This is a genomic window from Streptomyces sp. col6 (assembly GCF_008042035.1).
GTDB lineage: Bacteria > Actinomycetota > Actinomycetes > Streptomycetales > Streptomycetaceae > Streptomyces.
This window is the reverse complement of record NZ_RDBL01000029.1, coordinates 871,388-887,799: the sequence shown is the minus strand read 5'-3', so window position 1 is coordinate 887,799 and position 16,412 is coordinate 871,388. Positions and strand designations below refer to the sequence as shown.

Genomic DNA, 16,412 nt, shown 5'->3' with positions numbered 1-16,412 from the left:
CGTGCCCAGCAGGCATCTCGTCCGCCACAACCCCTGTCACCGGCGGTTTTGCGAGGGCGCGGGCGGGCGGCGTGCAGGGTCAACACCTGGGGGGATAGGGGTGTCGCGGCCCTTCGGGGGCGACCTAGCGTGCGGACACCCCGTGGCTGGAATGACTCGGGGGATTCGATACGAGCTGGGAGCGTGCAGATGTCCGCGGGCTTCGATCCTGTCGCTGATGACATGTCCGGCGCGGAGGTCCGCCCGGAGGGACGCTCGGAGGTCCAGCCGGGGGAGAACCCAGGGGCCGCCCTGGCCGGCCGGCTCTCCGGGCTTCCCGGGAGCGAGCAGTCCAGGCTCCTGACCGACCTCGTCTGCGAGCAGACCGCGGAGTGCCTGCGCAAGGTGCGTCCCGACAGTGAGCCGGTGGTCGTCGCCCAAACCTCGTTCCGCGAACTGGGGCTGGATTCCATCGCCCTCGTCGATCTGCACGCGCGCCTCAACGCGGCGACCGGGCTCGCGCTGCCCGTGACCGCCGCCTTCGACCACCCGAGCCCCGAACTGCTCGCCGACCGCGTCCGTAAGGAGCTGCTCGGCGCACCCGCCGGGCAGGCCCTCGCCCAGCCCGGCGCGGAGCCGGCACCGGCCTTCGACGGGGAGCCGATCGCGGTCGTCGGGATCAGCGGGCGCTTCCCGGGCGGCATCCGCTCGGCCGAGGACCTCTGGGACCTGGTCGACGCGGGTGCGAGCGCCGTCGGGCCGTTCCCCGACAACCGGGGCTGGGACCTGGACGCCCTGTTCGACGACGACCCCACCGTTCCCGGCACCTGCTACACCCAAACCGGCGGATTCCTGCACGACGCCGCCGAGTTCGACGCCGAGTTCTTCGGGATCGGCCCGCGCGAGGCGCTGGCCATGGACCCGCAGCAGCGGCTGCTCCTGGAGACGGCCTGGGAGGCGCTGGAGCGTACGGGGATCGACCCGACCTCGTTGCGCGGCAGCCGTACGGGCGTGTTCATCGGCGCCGGTCCCTCCGAGTACGGGCCCCGGGTGCAGGACGCCCCCGAGAACCTGACCGGATACCTCGTCACCGGCGGCGCGCTGAGTGTCACCTCGGGGCGGGTCGCGTACGCGCTCGGCCTGGAGGGCCCCGCGCTCACCGTTGACACCGCCTGCTCCGGTTCGCTGGTCTCCCTGCATCTGGCCGTGCAGTCGTTGCGCAGGGGCGAGTGCTCGATGGCGCTGGCGGGCGGCGTCACCGTCCTCAGCACGCCCGGCCTGTTCACGGAGTTCAGCCGGCAGCGTGGGCTCGCCCCGGACGGACAGATCAAGGCGTTCGCGGACGGCGCCGACGGGACCTCCTTCGCGGAGGGCGTCGGCCTGCTCGTCGTGGAACGGCTCTCCGACGCCCGGCGCAACGGCCACAACATCCTCGCCGTCGTCCGGGGTTCGGCCATCAACCAGGACGGCGCGAGCAACGGGCTCACCGCCCCCAGCGGCACGGCCCAGCAACGTGTCATCGCCCAGGCCCTCGCCGATGCCGGGCTCACTCCCGCAGAGGTGGACGCCGTCGAGGCACACGGCACCGGCACCACCCTCGGCGACCCGATCGAGGCGAGCGCCCTCATCGCCACCTACGGCAAGGACCGGCCGGAGGACCGTCCGCTGTGGCTCGGCTCGGTCAAGTCGAACCTCGGGCACACCCAGGCCGCCGCCGGTGTGGCCGGGCTGATGAAGATGATCATGGCGATGCGGAACGGGGTCCTTCCCCGCACCCTGCACGTCGACACCCCCACCGGCAACGTCGACTGGTCCGCCGGGACCGTACAGCTGCTCACCGAGCCCGTCGCGTGGCCGCAGACGGAGGACCGGCCGCGCCGTGCGGGCGTCTCCGGCTTCGGGATCAGCGGCACCAACGCGCATGTGATCGTGGAGGAACCGCCGGCGCAGGACGCGGTCCCCATCGCGGAAGAACCTGTCGCCGGGCCGGTGCTCGTGCCCGTCGGCGCGCGCTCCGAGGACGGGCTGCGCGCCCAGGCCGCCCGGCTGGCGGACTTCCTGGAGGAGCGGGACGACCTCACCGCCGCCGATCTCGGGCACGCGCTCGGTACCGGGCGCGCCGCCCTCGAACACCGCGCCGCCGTCGTCGCGGACGACCGTGGTGAACTGCTCGGCAAGCTGCGCGCCCTCGCCGACGGCACGGCCACCGCCGACACGCACACGGGCACGCTGCCCGCCGGACGGCTCGCGTTCCTCTTCACCGGACAGGGCAGCCAGCGCCTCGCGATGGGCCGTCGGCTGTACGACGCCTTCCCGGTCTTCGCGGACGCTCTCGCCGACGCCATCGGCCGGCTCGACCTCCAGCTCGACCTCTCGCTGTGGGACGTCCTGTTTGCTGAGGAGGGCTCGCGGGAAGCGGCCCTGCTCGATCAGACGTGTTACGCGCAGACCGCGCTGTTCGCCGTCGAGGTGGCCCTGTTCCGGCTGGTCGAGTCGTGGGGCATCCGGCCCGACTTCCTGGCCGGTCACTCCATCGGGGAGATCGCGGCCGCCCATGTCGCCGGGGTGCTCAACCTGGAGGACGCGGCGATCCTGGTCGCGGCCCGGGGCCGGCTGATGCAGGAACTCCCGGCCGGCGGCGCGATGATCGCCGTCCAGGCCACCGAGGAAGAGGTGGCCCCGCTCCTCGGGGACATGGTCGCCGTCGCCGCGCTCAACGGGCCCGGTTCCCTGGTGCTCTCCGGCGAGGAGGAAGCGACCGTCGCGTTGGCCGAGCGGTTCGCGGCGCAGGGCCGCAAGACCAAGCGGCTCCAGGTCAGCCATGCCTTCCACTCGCCGCTGATGGCGCCGATGCTGGAGGAGTTCCGCCGGATCGCCGGCGTCCTGACCTACTCCGCGCCCCGGATCCCGCTCGTCTCCACCGTCACCGGGCGTCTCGCGACCTCCGAGGAGCTGTGCTCGCCGGACTACTGGACCGGGCATGTCAGCAGCGCCGTGCGCTTCGCGGACGCCATGGACTGGCTCGTCGGAGAGGGCGGCGCCCGCACCTTCCTGGAGCTGGGGCCGGACGGTGTCCTCAGCGCCCTCGGGCAGGGCTGCCTTCCCGAGGAACGCGAGTCCGACACCTTCTTCGCCCCCCTGCTTCGCGCCGGCAAGGACGAGGTCCGAGAGGCGCTGGGCGCCGCCGGGCTCGCCCAGGCCCGGGGCGCGCACCTCGACTGGGAGGCCCTGTACGCGGGCCGCGCCACGCGCCGCGTCGAGCTGCCCACGTACGCCTTCCGTACGCGCCGCTACTGGCTGAACCCCGAGCCGTCCACCGCCGCGACCGGGCTCGGTCGGCTCGCTTCGCAGCATCCCGTCCTGACCTCGGCCGGCGACCTCGCCGGGACCGGGACCACCGTGCTCACGGGACGTGTGTCGCCGCGTACCCACCCGTGGACCGCCGATCACACGATCGCCGGGGTCACCCTGCTCCCGGGCACCGCCCTGGTCGAACTCGCCCTGCGCGCCGCCACGGAGACCGGCTGCGGGCTCGTCGAGGAGCTGACCCTCCAGGCGCCGCTGGTGCTGCCCGCGACCGGTGGGGTGGACCTCCAGGTCGTCGTCGCCCCGGCCGACGCGTCCGGCCGCCGGAGCGTCGAGTGCTTCTCCCGTCCGGACGGTGCCGAAGCCTCCGAGGACGCCTGGACCCGGCACGCCACCGGTGTCCTTGCCCCGGCCGCGCCCGCGCCGGACACCACCGCGCTGTCCGGCACCTGGCCCCCGGCCGGTGCCGCACCGCTCGACGTCAGCACGCTGTACGCCGACATGGCCGACGAGGGCTACGGCTACGGGCCCGCCTTCCACGGGGTGCGTGCCGCCTGGCTGCTCGACGGCGAGGTCTACGCCGACGTCGAACTCCCGGAGCACGTAAGGGCCGACGCGCCCGGCTACGGCCTGCACCCGGCGCTGCTGGACGCCGCCCTGCACCCCGCCGACCACGCCCTCGCCACGGCCGGCGACCGGCCCGAGGGCACCTGGATCCCGTTCTCCTGGAACAGGGCCGCGCTGTACGCGTCCGGCGCGTCCGCCGTGCGGGTACGCATCGCCGCTCGCGGCTCCGACGAGCTGGACGTGACGGTCGCCGACGCGACCGGCGCCCCGGTCGCCCGCGTCGAGTCCCTGCTGCTGCGCGCCGTCACCGCCGGGCAGCTGGCCGCCGACCGTTCGGACCCGCTGCTCGCCGTGCGGTGGAACGTGCTGGAACTCCCTTCGGGTGAAGCCGGGTTCGGTGTGTTCGGCGAGGACCTGGGCGGGGAAGTCCCGCCTGTTGTCGTGTACCGCACGCTGCCCACCCCGGACGGCGATGTGCCCGCCGCCGTGCGTGCCGTCGCCGCCGACGCGCTCGCCGCCGTACAGGCGTGGCTGGCGGACGACCGGTACGCCGGCTCGCAGCTCGCCGTCGTCACGCGGGGCGGTGCGTCCGTGCCCGGCACCGATGTGGACCTCGGCCAGGCGCCCGTCTGGGGCCTGGTGCGGTCGGCGGAGGCGGAGAACCCCGGACGCTTCGTGCTCGTCGACACCGACGAGGACGGTGCGGAGCACCTGGGCCGCGCCCTGGCCGCGTCGTCGGAGCCCGAAATGGCGCTGCGCGGCGACCGGCTGTACGTTCCCCGGCTGGCCGCCGTGCCCGTGCTCGACGAGGCGCGCCCCACGCCCTGGGACGCGACCGGCACCGTGCTCCTGACCGGCGGTACGGGTGGCGTGGGCGCCGAACTGGCCCGCCATCTGGTCCGCGAGCACGGCGTACGCCATCTGATCCTCACCAGCAGGCGCGGCACGGATGCTCCCGGGGCCCGTGAACTCCTGGCGGACCTGGCCGAGTCGGGCGCCGAGGTCACCGTCAGCGCCACCGATGTCGCGGACCGGGACGCCCTGGCCGCCCTGCTCGCCGCCGTTCCGTCCGCGCACCCACTGCGCGCCGTGGTGCACGCGGCGGGCGTCATCGACGACGGCCTGGTCGGCCACCTCACCGCCGAACGGTTCGACACCGTGCTGCGGCCCAAGGTGGACGCCGGCTGGCATCTGCACGAGCTGACGGCGGGCCTCGACCTGACCGCCTTCGTCCTCTTCTCCTCCGCCTCGACCGTTCTGGACGGCGCCGGGCAGGGCAACTACGCAGCCGCCAACCTCTTCCTGGACGCCCTGGCCGCCCGCCGGGCAGCCGCCGGACAGGTCGTGACCTCGCTCGCGTGGGGGCTGTGGGCCGGGGGCGGCGGGATGGGCGCGACGCTCGACGCCGCCGCGCTGACCCGCATCGAGCGCCTCGGTCTGGACTCGCTGTCCTTCGAGGAGAACCTCGCCCAGCTCGACAAGGCCCTGGCCACCACCTTCGAGCCGGCCGTGGTCCCCGTACGCGTCAACCAGCGTGCCGTGCGCAGCCGCACGGACGGCACACCCACCCTGCTGCGCGCCCTGGTACGCCCCCGTACGGTCCCCGCCGCACAGTCGGCAGGGGCGCCCGCCGCCACGGGGACCGCCCCGCTCGCGGCACGCCTCGCGGAGCTGGGCGCGGCCGACCGGCTGGCGCAGGTCCTGCGGATGGTGCGCACCGAGACGGCCGCCGTTCTCGGCTACCGGAGCGCGGACGAGGTCAGTGCCACCCGCGCCTTCATGGAGACCGGCTTCGACTCGCTGGCCGCCGTGGAGCTGCGCAACCGGCTCGCCGCCGCGACCGGCCTCCGGCTGAGCGCGACCCTGACCTTCGACTACCCGACGGCGACGGCGCTGGCCGAGCACCTGGTGACCAAGCTCGTGGGCGAGGCCACGGCGTCGGGCCCGGCGGCGCCGGTGGTCCGTGCCGCTGCCACGGACGAGGACCCGATCGTCATCGTCTCCATGGCCTGCCGCTACCCGGGCGGGGTGACCTCGCCCGAGGAGCTGTGGCAGCTCGTCGACGAGGGCTCCGACGCCATCGGGCCCTTTCCCACCGACCGGGGCTGGGACACCGACCTGTACGACCCGGAGATCGGCAAGCCGGGGCGCACGTACTCCACGGAGGGCGCGTTCCTGTACGACGCGGCCCAGTTCGACCCGGCGTTCTTCGGCATCAGCCCGCGCGAGGCGCAGGCCATGGACCCGCAGCAGCGGCTCCTCCTGGAGGTCGCCTGGGAGACCTTCGAGCGTGCGGGGATCGATCCGCGCTCGGTGAAGGGCAGCTCGACCGGCGTGTTCGCCGGGGTGATGTACCACGACTGGGGGCTGCGGCTCGGCCCGCTTCCCGACGATGTGGCCGGCTACCACGGCAACGGCAGCCTCGCGAGCGTGGTGTCCGGCCGGGTCGCGTACACACTCGGACTTGAGGGCCCTGCGGTCAGTGTGGACACGGCGTGCTCGTCGTCGCTGGTCGCGCTGCACATGGCTGCCCGTGCGCTGCGGGCGGGTGAGTGCTCACTCGCCCTGGCCGGCGGTGTGACGATCATGTCCACGCCCGACACCTTCCTCGACATGGCCCGCCAGCGCGGCCTTGCGTCGGACGGGCGCTGCAAGTCCTTCGGTGCCGGTGCGGACGGTACGGGCTGGGGCGAGGGTGCGGGTGTGCTGCTCCTGGAACGGCTGTCCGACGCGCGGCGCAACGGCCACCGCGTGCTCGCAGTGGTCCGGGGCTCCGCGCTCAACCAGGACGGTGCGAGCAACGGCCTCACCGCTCCGAACGGCCCGGCCCAGCAGCGCGTCATCCGTGGCGCGCTGGCGAACGCCGGTCTGTCGGCCGCCGAGGTCGACGTCGTCGAGGCGCACGGCACGGGCACCCGGCTCGGTGACCCGATCGAGGCGCAGGCGCTCCTGGAGACGTACGGGCAGGAGCGGCCGGAGGGGCGGCCGTTGTGGCTCGGCTCCATCAAGTCGAACATGGGCCACACGCAGGCCGCCGCCGGTGTCGCGGGCATCATCAAGATGGTCATGGCCATGCGCCACGGCGTGCTTCCCAAGTCCCTTTACGCGGAAACCCCGTCGGATCAGGTGGACTGGTCGGCCGGTGACGTGGAACTGCTCACGGAGGCCCGCGCGTGGGCGCCGGAGGGCCGCCCGAGGCGCGCCGGCATCTCGTCCTTCGGCATCAGCGGGACGAACGCGCACGTGATCATCGAGGAGGCTCAGGAGGAGCCGGCGACGACCACGGCCGGCGAGGCTCCCGCGCTGCTCGCCTGGCCGGTCTCGGGTGCCACCCCGGAGGCGCTGAAGGCCCAGGCCGCGCGCCTGCACGACGGGCTCGCCCGTCTCTCCGACGAGGACCTGACCGCCGCCGCCCTCACCCTGGCCACCGGCCGCGCCGCCCTGGAGCACCGTGCCCTCGCACTGGGCGCCGACCGGGCGGAACTCGCCGGTGCGCTGGAGTCACTGGCCGGCGCGGACAGTGTGCAGGAGGCGAAGACGGCGTTCCTGTTCACGGGGCAGGGTGCGCAGCGGCTGGGGATGGGCCGTGAGCTGTATGAGGCGTTCCCGGTGTTCGCCGAGGCGTTTGACGAGGTGTGTGTGGAGGTAGACGCGCACCTCGGTCGTGGGTTGCGTGAGGTGGTGTGGGGGGAAGACGCGGAGGCGCTGAACGCGACTTCGTACACCCAGCCTGCGTTGTTCGCTTTCGAGGTGGCGTTGTTCCGGCTGGTGGCGGCGTGGGGCGTCACGCCTGATGTCGTGGTGGGTCACTCGATCGGTGAGCTGGCTGCTGCCCACATCTCTGGGGTGCTGTCTCTCGCGGACGCGGCGAAGCTTGTCGTGGCGCGCGGTCGGCTGATGCAGGCGCTCCCGGCCGGTGGCGCGATGGTTGCCGTGCAGGCGACCGAGGACGAGGTGCTGCCCCTGCTGACCGGTGGCGTGTCCATCGCAGCGGTGAACGGGCCCCGCTCGGTGGTGGTTTCGGGGTTGGCGGATGAGGTGGTGGGTATCGGCGAGCATTTCGCCGCGCTGGGTCGCAAGACCAGCCGTCTTTCCGTCTCGCACGCGTTCCATTCCTCGCTGATGGACCCGATGCTGGACGATTTCCGTGCCATTGCGGGTGAGTTGACGTTCAACGAGCCGCGCATACCCGTCGTCTCCACGGTGACAGGCGCGCTGTCCTCCGACTGGCAGTCCCCGGAGTACTGGGTCGACCAGGTCCGCGAGGCCGTCCGTTTCGCGGATGCCGTGGTCGCCGCCGAAGCCTTCGGCGTACGCACCTTCGTCGAGATCGGCCCCGACGCGATTCTCACCGCGCTCGGTGCGGGCTCGGCCACCGACGACACCACCGCCTTCATCCCCCTCGTACGCAAGAACCGCGACGAGCCCCGCGAGGCCCTGAGCGGTCTCGGGGCGGCATGGGCCCGGGGCGCCGAGGTGGACTGGAGTGCGCTCCTGGGTGCGACCGGCCCCCTCGTCGACCTGCCGACGTATGCCTTCCAGCGCAAGCGCTACTGGCTCGACGTCACCGCGAAGGCGGGTGATGTGGGGTCGGCCGGGCTGGATGCCGTGGAGCACCCGGTGCTCAGCGCGGCTGTGTTCTCACCCGAGTCCGGGGCGGTCGTCCTGACCGGCCGGCTGTCGGCGGCCGGGCAGCCCTGGGTGGCGGACCACGGCGTGCACGGGGCGGTCCTGCTGCCCGGCACCGGGTTCGTCGAGCTGGCCGTGCGCCTCGGGGACCAGGTCGGCTGCGACCTCCTGGAGGAACTGACCCTGGAGGCGCCGCTCGTCCTCCACGAGCACGGTGGCGCGTCCCTGCGCGTCGCCGCCGGGGCCCCCGACGCGTCGGGCCGCCGCCCCCTGCACATCCACTCGCGCCTCGACGGCGCAGCCGAGGACGCCTGGACCCGGCACGCCACCGGCTTCCTCGCCACCGGCGCACCGCCCGAGGTGCCCGGCGCCGACCTCACGCAGTGGCCGCCGCGCGGCGCCACCCCCGTGGAGGTGGAGGGCGCGTACGAGCGGTTGAGTGAGCGTGGTTACGGGTACGGCCCCGCGTTCCAGGGGCTGACGGCGGCCTGGCGGCGCGGCGACGAGCTGTTCGCCGAGGTCGCGCTGCCCCAGTCCGTACGTGCCGAGGCCGCCGACTACGGGCTGCACCCGGCGCTCCTGGACACCGCCATGCACGTGGACGTCCTGGTGGACCAGGGCGAGGGCGGTACCGAGGCCCTGCTGCCGTTCGCCTGGAGCGGGGTGTCCCTGCACGCGACGGGCGCCGCCGCGCTGCGGGTGTACGTGCGGCGCATCCGGGGCGCGGAGGAGTCGGCGATGGTCGTCGCCGACGAGACCGGCAGCCCCGTGATGACCGTGTCGTCGCTGATCTGCCGCCCGGTCTCCGCCGACCAGCTCGCTCCGGCGGACGGGCCGCTCTCGGACGCCCTGCACCACATCGAGTGGACGCCGCTCCAGCAGCCGGCCGAACCGCTTCCCTCGTCGGCCGCCGTGCTGGACGAGTACGGGCTCGCGATCCTCTGCGAACCGTCGGCCGTCGTGCTGGCCTGCTGCCCGACCCCGGGCGGCTGGCCGGTGCCGGAGGCCACCCGCGCCACCACCTCGTACGTGCTCGACCTGCTCCAGGCCTGGCTGACCGACGAGCGCTTCGAGTCCACCACGCTCCTCGTGGTGACCCGGGGCGCCGTGGCCACCGGCCGGACCACCGCCCCCGACCTGACCCAGGCCCCCGTGTGGGGCATCGTCCGGGCGGCCCAGGCGGAGAACCCGGGGCGGATCGTCCTGCTGGACGTCGACCCGGGCGACGACCTGGACGCGGAGGGCCTTCCGGCCACCGCCGGCGCCGCCCTCGCCCAGGGCGAGCCCGAACTCGCGCTCCGCGACGGCCGCTTCCTCATCCCGCGGCTCGTCCGGACCGCCGTGCCCGAGGCCGACGCGCCCTGGGACGGCGAGCGGACCGTCCTGGTCACCGGTGGCACGGGCGGACTCGGCGGCCGCGTCGCCCAGCACCTCGTCGAGCGCCACGGTGTCCGCCACCTGGTGCTCACCAGCCGCAGGGGCCTCGACGCGCCCGGTGCGGCCGGACTGCGCGACCGGCTCCTGGAGGCAGGAGCGGCGGACGTCCGGATCGCGGCCTGCGATGTCTCGGACCGGGAAGCGCTCGCCGGTGTCCTCGACGCCGTCCCGCAGGCGCACCCGCTGGGCGGGGTCGTGCACGCGGCCGGGGTCGTCGACCCGGGCCTGATCGGGGCGCTCACCCCGGAGAGCCTGGACACCGTGCTGCGGCCCAAGGCGGACGCGGCCTGGCACCTGCACGAACTCACCGCCGGGCTCGGCCTGTCGGCGTTCGTGATGTTCTCCTCGGCCGGAGGGCTCGTCCTTCCCGCCGGGCAGGGAAACTATGCGGCGGCCAACGTGTTCCTGGACGCGCTCGCCGCCCACCGGCACACCCTCGGCCTGCCCGCCACCTCACTCGCGTACGGGCTGTGGGCCGTCAACACCGGGCTCGGCGGTGAACTCACCGACGCCGACGTCGAGAAGATGAACCGGCTCGGGCTGCCCGCGCTCCCCGCCGAGCGGGGGATCGCTCTGTTCGACGAGGGGCTGCGCACCCGGCACGCCCTGGTCGCCCCGCTCCTCGTGGACGCGGCGGCCCTGCATGCCCGGGGCTCCGACGTACCGCCCCTGCTGCGGGCCGCCGCAGCCGCTGTCCGGCCCGCGCTGCGCCGTACGGCCGCCGCCGCACCGGCCGTCGACACGCTGGCCCGCCGGCTGGCGTCCCTCACCGCCGACGAGCGCGTCCGGACGCTGCGCGAACTGGTCGCCGGACAGGTCGCGGCGGTCCTCGGCCACGAGTCCTCGGACACCGTCGGCATCGACCGCGCGTTCAAGGAGCTGGGCTTCGACTCGCTGGCCGCCGTGGAGCTGCGTAACGCGCTCAACGCCGCCACCGGCCTCCGGCTGCCCGTCACGCTCGTCTTCGACTACCCGAACACCCGGGCCGTCGCGGACTACCTGGACGGTGAACTCGGAGGCGCACAGGAAGAGACGGCCGCCGAGACAGTGGCGGTGACCGCGCTCTCCGACGACGAGCCCATCGCGATCGTCGGCATCAGCTGCCGGTTCCCCGGCGGGGTCCGCAACGCCGAGGACCTGTGGAAGCTGGTCGCCGAAGGGCGCGACGCCGTCGCGGGATTCCCCGCCGACCGGGGGTGGGACACCGACGGGATCTACGACCCCGAGCCCGGACTGCATGGAAAGACGTACGCGCGGGAAGGCGGCTTCCTCTACGACGCCGCCGAGTTCGACCCCGCGTTCTTCGGGATCAGCCCGCGCGAGGCCGTCGCCATGGACCCGCAGCAGCGCCTGCTGCTCCAGTCGGCGTGGGAGGCGTTCGAGGACGCGGGCATCGACCCGACGGCCATGCGCGGCAGCCAGACCGGTGTCTACGCGGGCGTGATGTACCACGACTACGCCTCGCGCCTCCAGCACATCCCCGACGACGTCGCCGGCTACCTCGGCAACGGCACCGCGGCCTCGATCCTCACCGGCCGGGTCGCCTACACCCTGGGTCTGGAGGGGCCCGCGGTCAGCGTGGACACGGCGTGCTCCTCGTCGCTGGTCGCCCTGCACATGGCTTGCCAGGCGCTGCGGCGCGGCGAGGTCGGCATGGCGCTCGCGGGCGGTGTCACCGTGATGTCGACGCCCGAGATCTACGTGGAGTTCGCGCAGCAGCGGGGGCTCGCCGCCGACGGCCGCTGCAAGGCGTTCGCGGGCGGCGCCGACGGCACGGGCTGGGCGGAGGGCGTCGGCCTGCTGCTCGTCGAGCGGCTGTCCGACGCGGAGCGCCTCGGCCACGACGTCCTCGCCGTCATCCGGGGCTCCGCCATCAACCAGGACGGTGCGAGCAACGGACTCACGGCCCCGAACGGCCCCTCGCAGCAGCGCGTCATCCAGCGCGCCCTGGCCGCGAGCGGCCTCACGACGGCCGATGTGGACCTCGTGGAGGGTCATGGCACCGGCACCCGGCTCGGCGACCCGATCGAGGCACAGGCCCTCCTCGCCACCTACGGCCAGGGGCGGACCGCCGAGGACCCGGTGTGGCTCGGCTCGATCAAGTCGAACATCGGCCACGCCCAGGCGGCGGCCGGCGTCAGCGGGGTCATCAAGTCCGTCATGGCCCTGCGCAACGGTCTGATGCCCAAGACCCTGCACGTGGACGAGCCCTCACCCGAGGTGGACTGGGAGGCCGGGCACGTACGGCTGCTGACCGAGGCCCGGCCGTGGCCCCGCCGCGAGGACCGGCCGCGCCGCGCGACTGTCTCCTCGTTCGGGCTCAGCGGGACGAACGCCCACCTGATCGTGGAGGAGGCGCCGCAGTCGGCGCGGTCGGCCCAGGAGCCTCGGCCGGACCTCGTGCGGCCGGTGGCCCTGGCGCTGTCCGGTTCGGACCCCGAGGCCCCCGCCCGCCAGGCCGCCGCTCTCCGCGATCTCCTGCTCGCATCCCCTGACCTGGACCTTCGCGACATCGCCCACACCCTGACCGCCGGCCGGGCGGACCTGGAACACCGAGGCGTGGTCCTGGCCACGGACACGGAGAGCGCGCTGCGTGAGCTGGACGCCTTCACGGACGGGGAGGGTGTTCGGGGTGCGGTGACGAAGGGCAAGACGGCGTTCTTGTTCACGGGGCAGGGTGCGCAGCGGCTGGGTATGGGCCGTGAGTTGTATGAGGCGTTTCCTGTGTTCGCGGAGGCGTTTGACGCGGTGTGCGCGGAGGTAGACGCGCATCTCGGTCGTGGGTTGCGTGAGGTCGTGTGGGGGGTAGACGCGGAGGCGCTGAACGCGACCGCTCTCACCCAGCCTGCGCTGTTCGCCTTCGAGGTGGCGTTGTTCCGGCTGGTGGAGGCGTGGGGCGTCACGCCTGATGTCGTGGTGGGTCACTCGATCGGTGAGCTGGCCGCCGCGCACATCGCCGGGGTGCTCTCTCTCGCGGATGCTGCACGTCTCGTCGTTGCCCGTGGCCGTCTCATGCAGGCTCTTCCGGCCGGTGGCGCGATGGTTGCCGTACAGGCCACCGAGGACGAGGTGCTTCCCCTTCTCACGGACGGGGTAGGCATCGCGGCCGTCAACGGGGCCCGTTCCGTGGTGGTTTCGGGGTTGGCGGATGAGGTGGTGGGTATCGGCGAGCACTTCGCGGCGCTGGGGCGCAAGACCAGTCGTCTTTCCGTTTCGCACGCGTTCCATTCCTCGCTGATGGACCCGATGCTGGACGATTTCCGTGCCATTGCGGGTGGGTTGACGTTCAACGAGCCGCGCATACCCGTCGTCTCCACGGTGACAGGCGCGCTGTCGTCCGATTGGCAGTCCCCGGAGTACTGGGTCGACCAGGTCCGCGAGGCCGTCCGTTTCGCGGATGCCGTGGTCGCCGCCGAAGCCTTCGGCGTACGCACCTTCGTCGAGATCGGCCCCGACGCGATTCTCACCGCGCTCGGTGCGGGCTCGGCCACCGACGACACCACCGCCTTCATCCCCCTCGTACGCAAGAACCGCGACGAATCCCAGGACGTCCTGTCCGGTGCCGGTGCGGCCTGGACGCGGGGCGGGGAGATGGATTGGGGCGCGGTGCAGGCGGGAACGGAGGCGCGCAAGGTCGCCCTTCCCACGTACCCCTTCCTCCGCACCCGCTACTGGCTCGACGCACCCGCAGCCGTCGGGGACGCGGCCGGGCTCGGGCAGTTGCCCGCCGGGCACCCGCTGCTCAGCGCGGTGGTCGTGTCGGCGGAGACCGGGGCCCCGGTGCTCACCGGCCGGCTGTCCGTCGCCACGCACCCGTGGCTCGCGGACCACGCCGTGCACGGCGGCGTGCTGCTCCCCGGCACCGCGTACATCGAGATGGCGCTCAGGGCCGGGCACGAGGCCGGGTGCGCGCAGCTGGAGGAGCTGACGCAGGAGACGCCGCTGCTGCTGCCGGCCAAGGGCGGCGTCGCCGTCCAGGTCACCGTCGGCGAGGCGGACGAGGCGGGGCGGCGCGATGTCGTCGTGTACTCGCGCGCCGAGGAGCTGCCGGCCGACGCGCCGTGGACCCGTAACGCCCGGGGTGTGCTGGCCGTCGAGCCCGCGCCCGTCGTACCGGACCTGGAGTCGTGGCCGCCGGTCGGGGCGCGGCCGGTGGACGTGAGCGGGATGTACGAGGACCTGGCCGGGCTCGGATACGGCTACGGGCCGGTGTTCCAGGGGCTGACGGCCGCCTGGCGGCGCGGGGACGAGCTGTTCGCGGAGATCGGGCTGCCCGAGCACGCCCGCACCGAGGCCGCCGCGTTCGCCCTGCACCCGGCGCTGCTCGACGCGGCGCTGCACGTGGAGCGCGTCTTCGACGGGGACCACGACGGGCCCGTCCGGGCGGCCCTGCCGTTCGCCTGGAACGGGGTCACCCTGCACGCCACCGGTGCCACCGCCCTGCGCGTACGGCTGACGAAGCCGGGCCCGGACGCCGTCGCGCTGCGCATCACCGCACCGACCGGCGAGCCCGTGGCCACCGTCGAATCGCTGGTGGTCCGTGAGGTGTCCGCCGCCCAGCTGTCGGGCGACGGGAACGCCCGGGGCGCCGAGCTGTTCCGTATCGACTGGCAGGCACCGCAGTCCGGCGGAACGGCGGGCGGCACCGACGACTGGCTGGTCGTCGGGAGCGCGCTGCCGGGCATCCGGTCGGTGCCCACGCTCACCGACGCCCTCGCGGAGCCCGGGGTCCCGGGCACCGTGCTGCTGACCGCGCCGGACGTCTCCGATGTCTTCGGCACCACGGGCGGTGTGCCCGAGCGGGTCCGTACGTCCGTCGGGCGGCTCCTCGACACGCTCGGCCAGTGGCTGGCCGAGGCCCGGTTCGCGGACACACGGTTGGTGCTCGTCACCCGTAACGGCGTCGTCGCGGGCGACGGCGACGAGGTGGACTGCGTACAGGCACCGCTTTGGGGGGTGCTGCGCGCGGCGCAGGCCGAAAACCCGGGGCGGTTCACCGTCGTCGACCTCGACGCGGCGCCCGAGTCCCTGGCAGCCCTGCCCGCCGCCCTGGCCACGGCCGAGACCGAGATCGCCCTGCGCGGCGGCACGGTCCTGGTCCCCCGCTACGCCCCCGCCACCGGCGCGGGCGAGGCGACCGTGTGGCGTGAGGACGGCACCGTACTGATCACCGGCGGCACCGGACTGCTGGGCGCGGTGCTCGCCCGGCACCTGGTCGCCGAACAGGGCGTGCGCCATCTGGTCCTCACCAGCCGGCGCGGTATGGACGCGCCGGGGGCCGTGGAGCTGCACGCCGAACTCACCGGGGCCGGGGCCGAATCGGTGCGGATCGTCGCCGTGGACGCCGCCGACCGGTACGCCCTCGCCGCACTGCTCGACGACATCCCGGACGGGCACCCGCTCACCGGTGTCGTGCACGCGGCCGGGGTCATGGACAACGCGCTGGTCGGCGCGGTCACTCCGGAGCAGGTCGGCAAGGTGCTGCGGCCCAAGGTGGACGCGGCCTGGCACCTGCATGAGCTGACCCGGAACCTGGATCTGACGGCGTTCGTCCTGTACTCCTCGGCGGGAGGCCAGATCCTTTCCGCCGGGCAGGCCACCTATGCGGCGGCCAACGTCTTCCTCGACGCACTCGCCGCCGAGCGCAGGGCCGCCGGGCTCGCCGCGACCTCGCTCGCCTGGGGTTTGTGGGAGGGCACGGTCGGGGAAGGGCCCGAACTCACCGACGCCGACCTGCGCCGCATGGGCCGCTCCGGAGTCCTGGAGCTGTCCTTCCCCGACGGACTCGCGCTGTTCGACGCGGCGATGGCCCAGGACGCGGCGCTGCTCGCACCGGTCCGGCTCGACCGGGCCGCCCTGCGCGCACGGGCCGACGAGATCCCGGCCCTGCTGCGCGGCCTGGCCGGACCGCCCGCCCGCAAGGGCCCCAGGCCGGCAGCCGTGCCGGCCGCAGGGGCGGGCGACAGCGGGGGTTCCCTCGTACGCGCCAAGCTCGCCGGTCTGCCCGCCGGCGCCGAGCAGGACCGCTATCTGGAGGAGCTGGTACGCGGCCACGCCGCCGCCGTGCTCGGCCACGGCGACCCCGCCGGGGTCGCCGCCGACCGGGGCTTCACCGAACTGGGCCTCGACTCCCTCGGCGCGATCGAGCTGCGCAACCGGCTCCAGAAGGCGACGGGGCTGCGGCTGCCCGCCACCCTGATGTTCGACTACCCCAACTCGGCCGCGCTGGCCGGATTCCTGCGCGAGGGCCTGGCGCCCGAGCCGGTGGCGGACACCGCCGGCGTCGACGACGAGGCCGTCCGGCGGGCTCTGCTGTCGATCCCCACCGCCCGTCTGCGCGAAGCCGGACTGCTCGACACCCTGCTCGGCCTGGCCCGGACCGAATCCGGGCAGGCCGCCGAAACCACGACCGAGGAACCGGGGCAGGCCATCGAGGAGATGGCCGTGGACGACCTCGTACGAGCCGCCCTGGCCGGCGGCGAACTCAGCTGATC

Annotated in this window: 1 protein-coding gene; it reads left to right on the top strand. The window is 73.9% G+C overall.

Annotated elements, in window-relative coordinates:
* Positions 1–129 precede the first annotated feature (129 nt).
* Positions 130–16,410: an SDR family NAD(P)-dependent oxidoreductase gene (locus EAO73_RS33195; protein ID WP_412075808.1), complete on the top strand. Its 16,281-nt coding sequence runs from the start codon at positions 130–132 to the stop codon at positions 16,408–16,410.
* Positions 16,411–16,412: the final 2 nt, after the last annotated feature.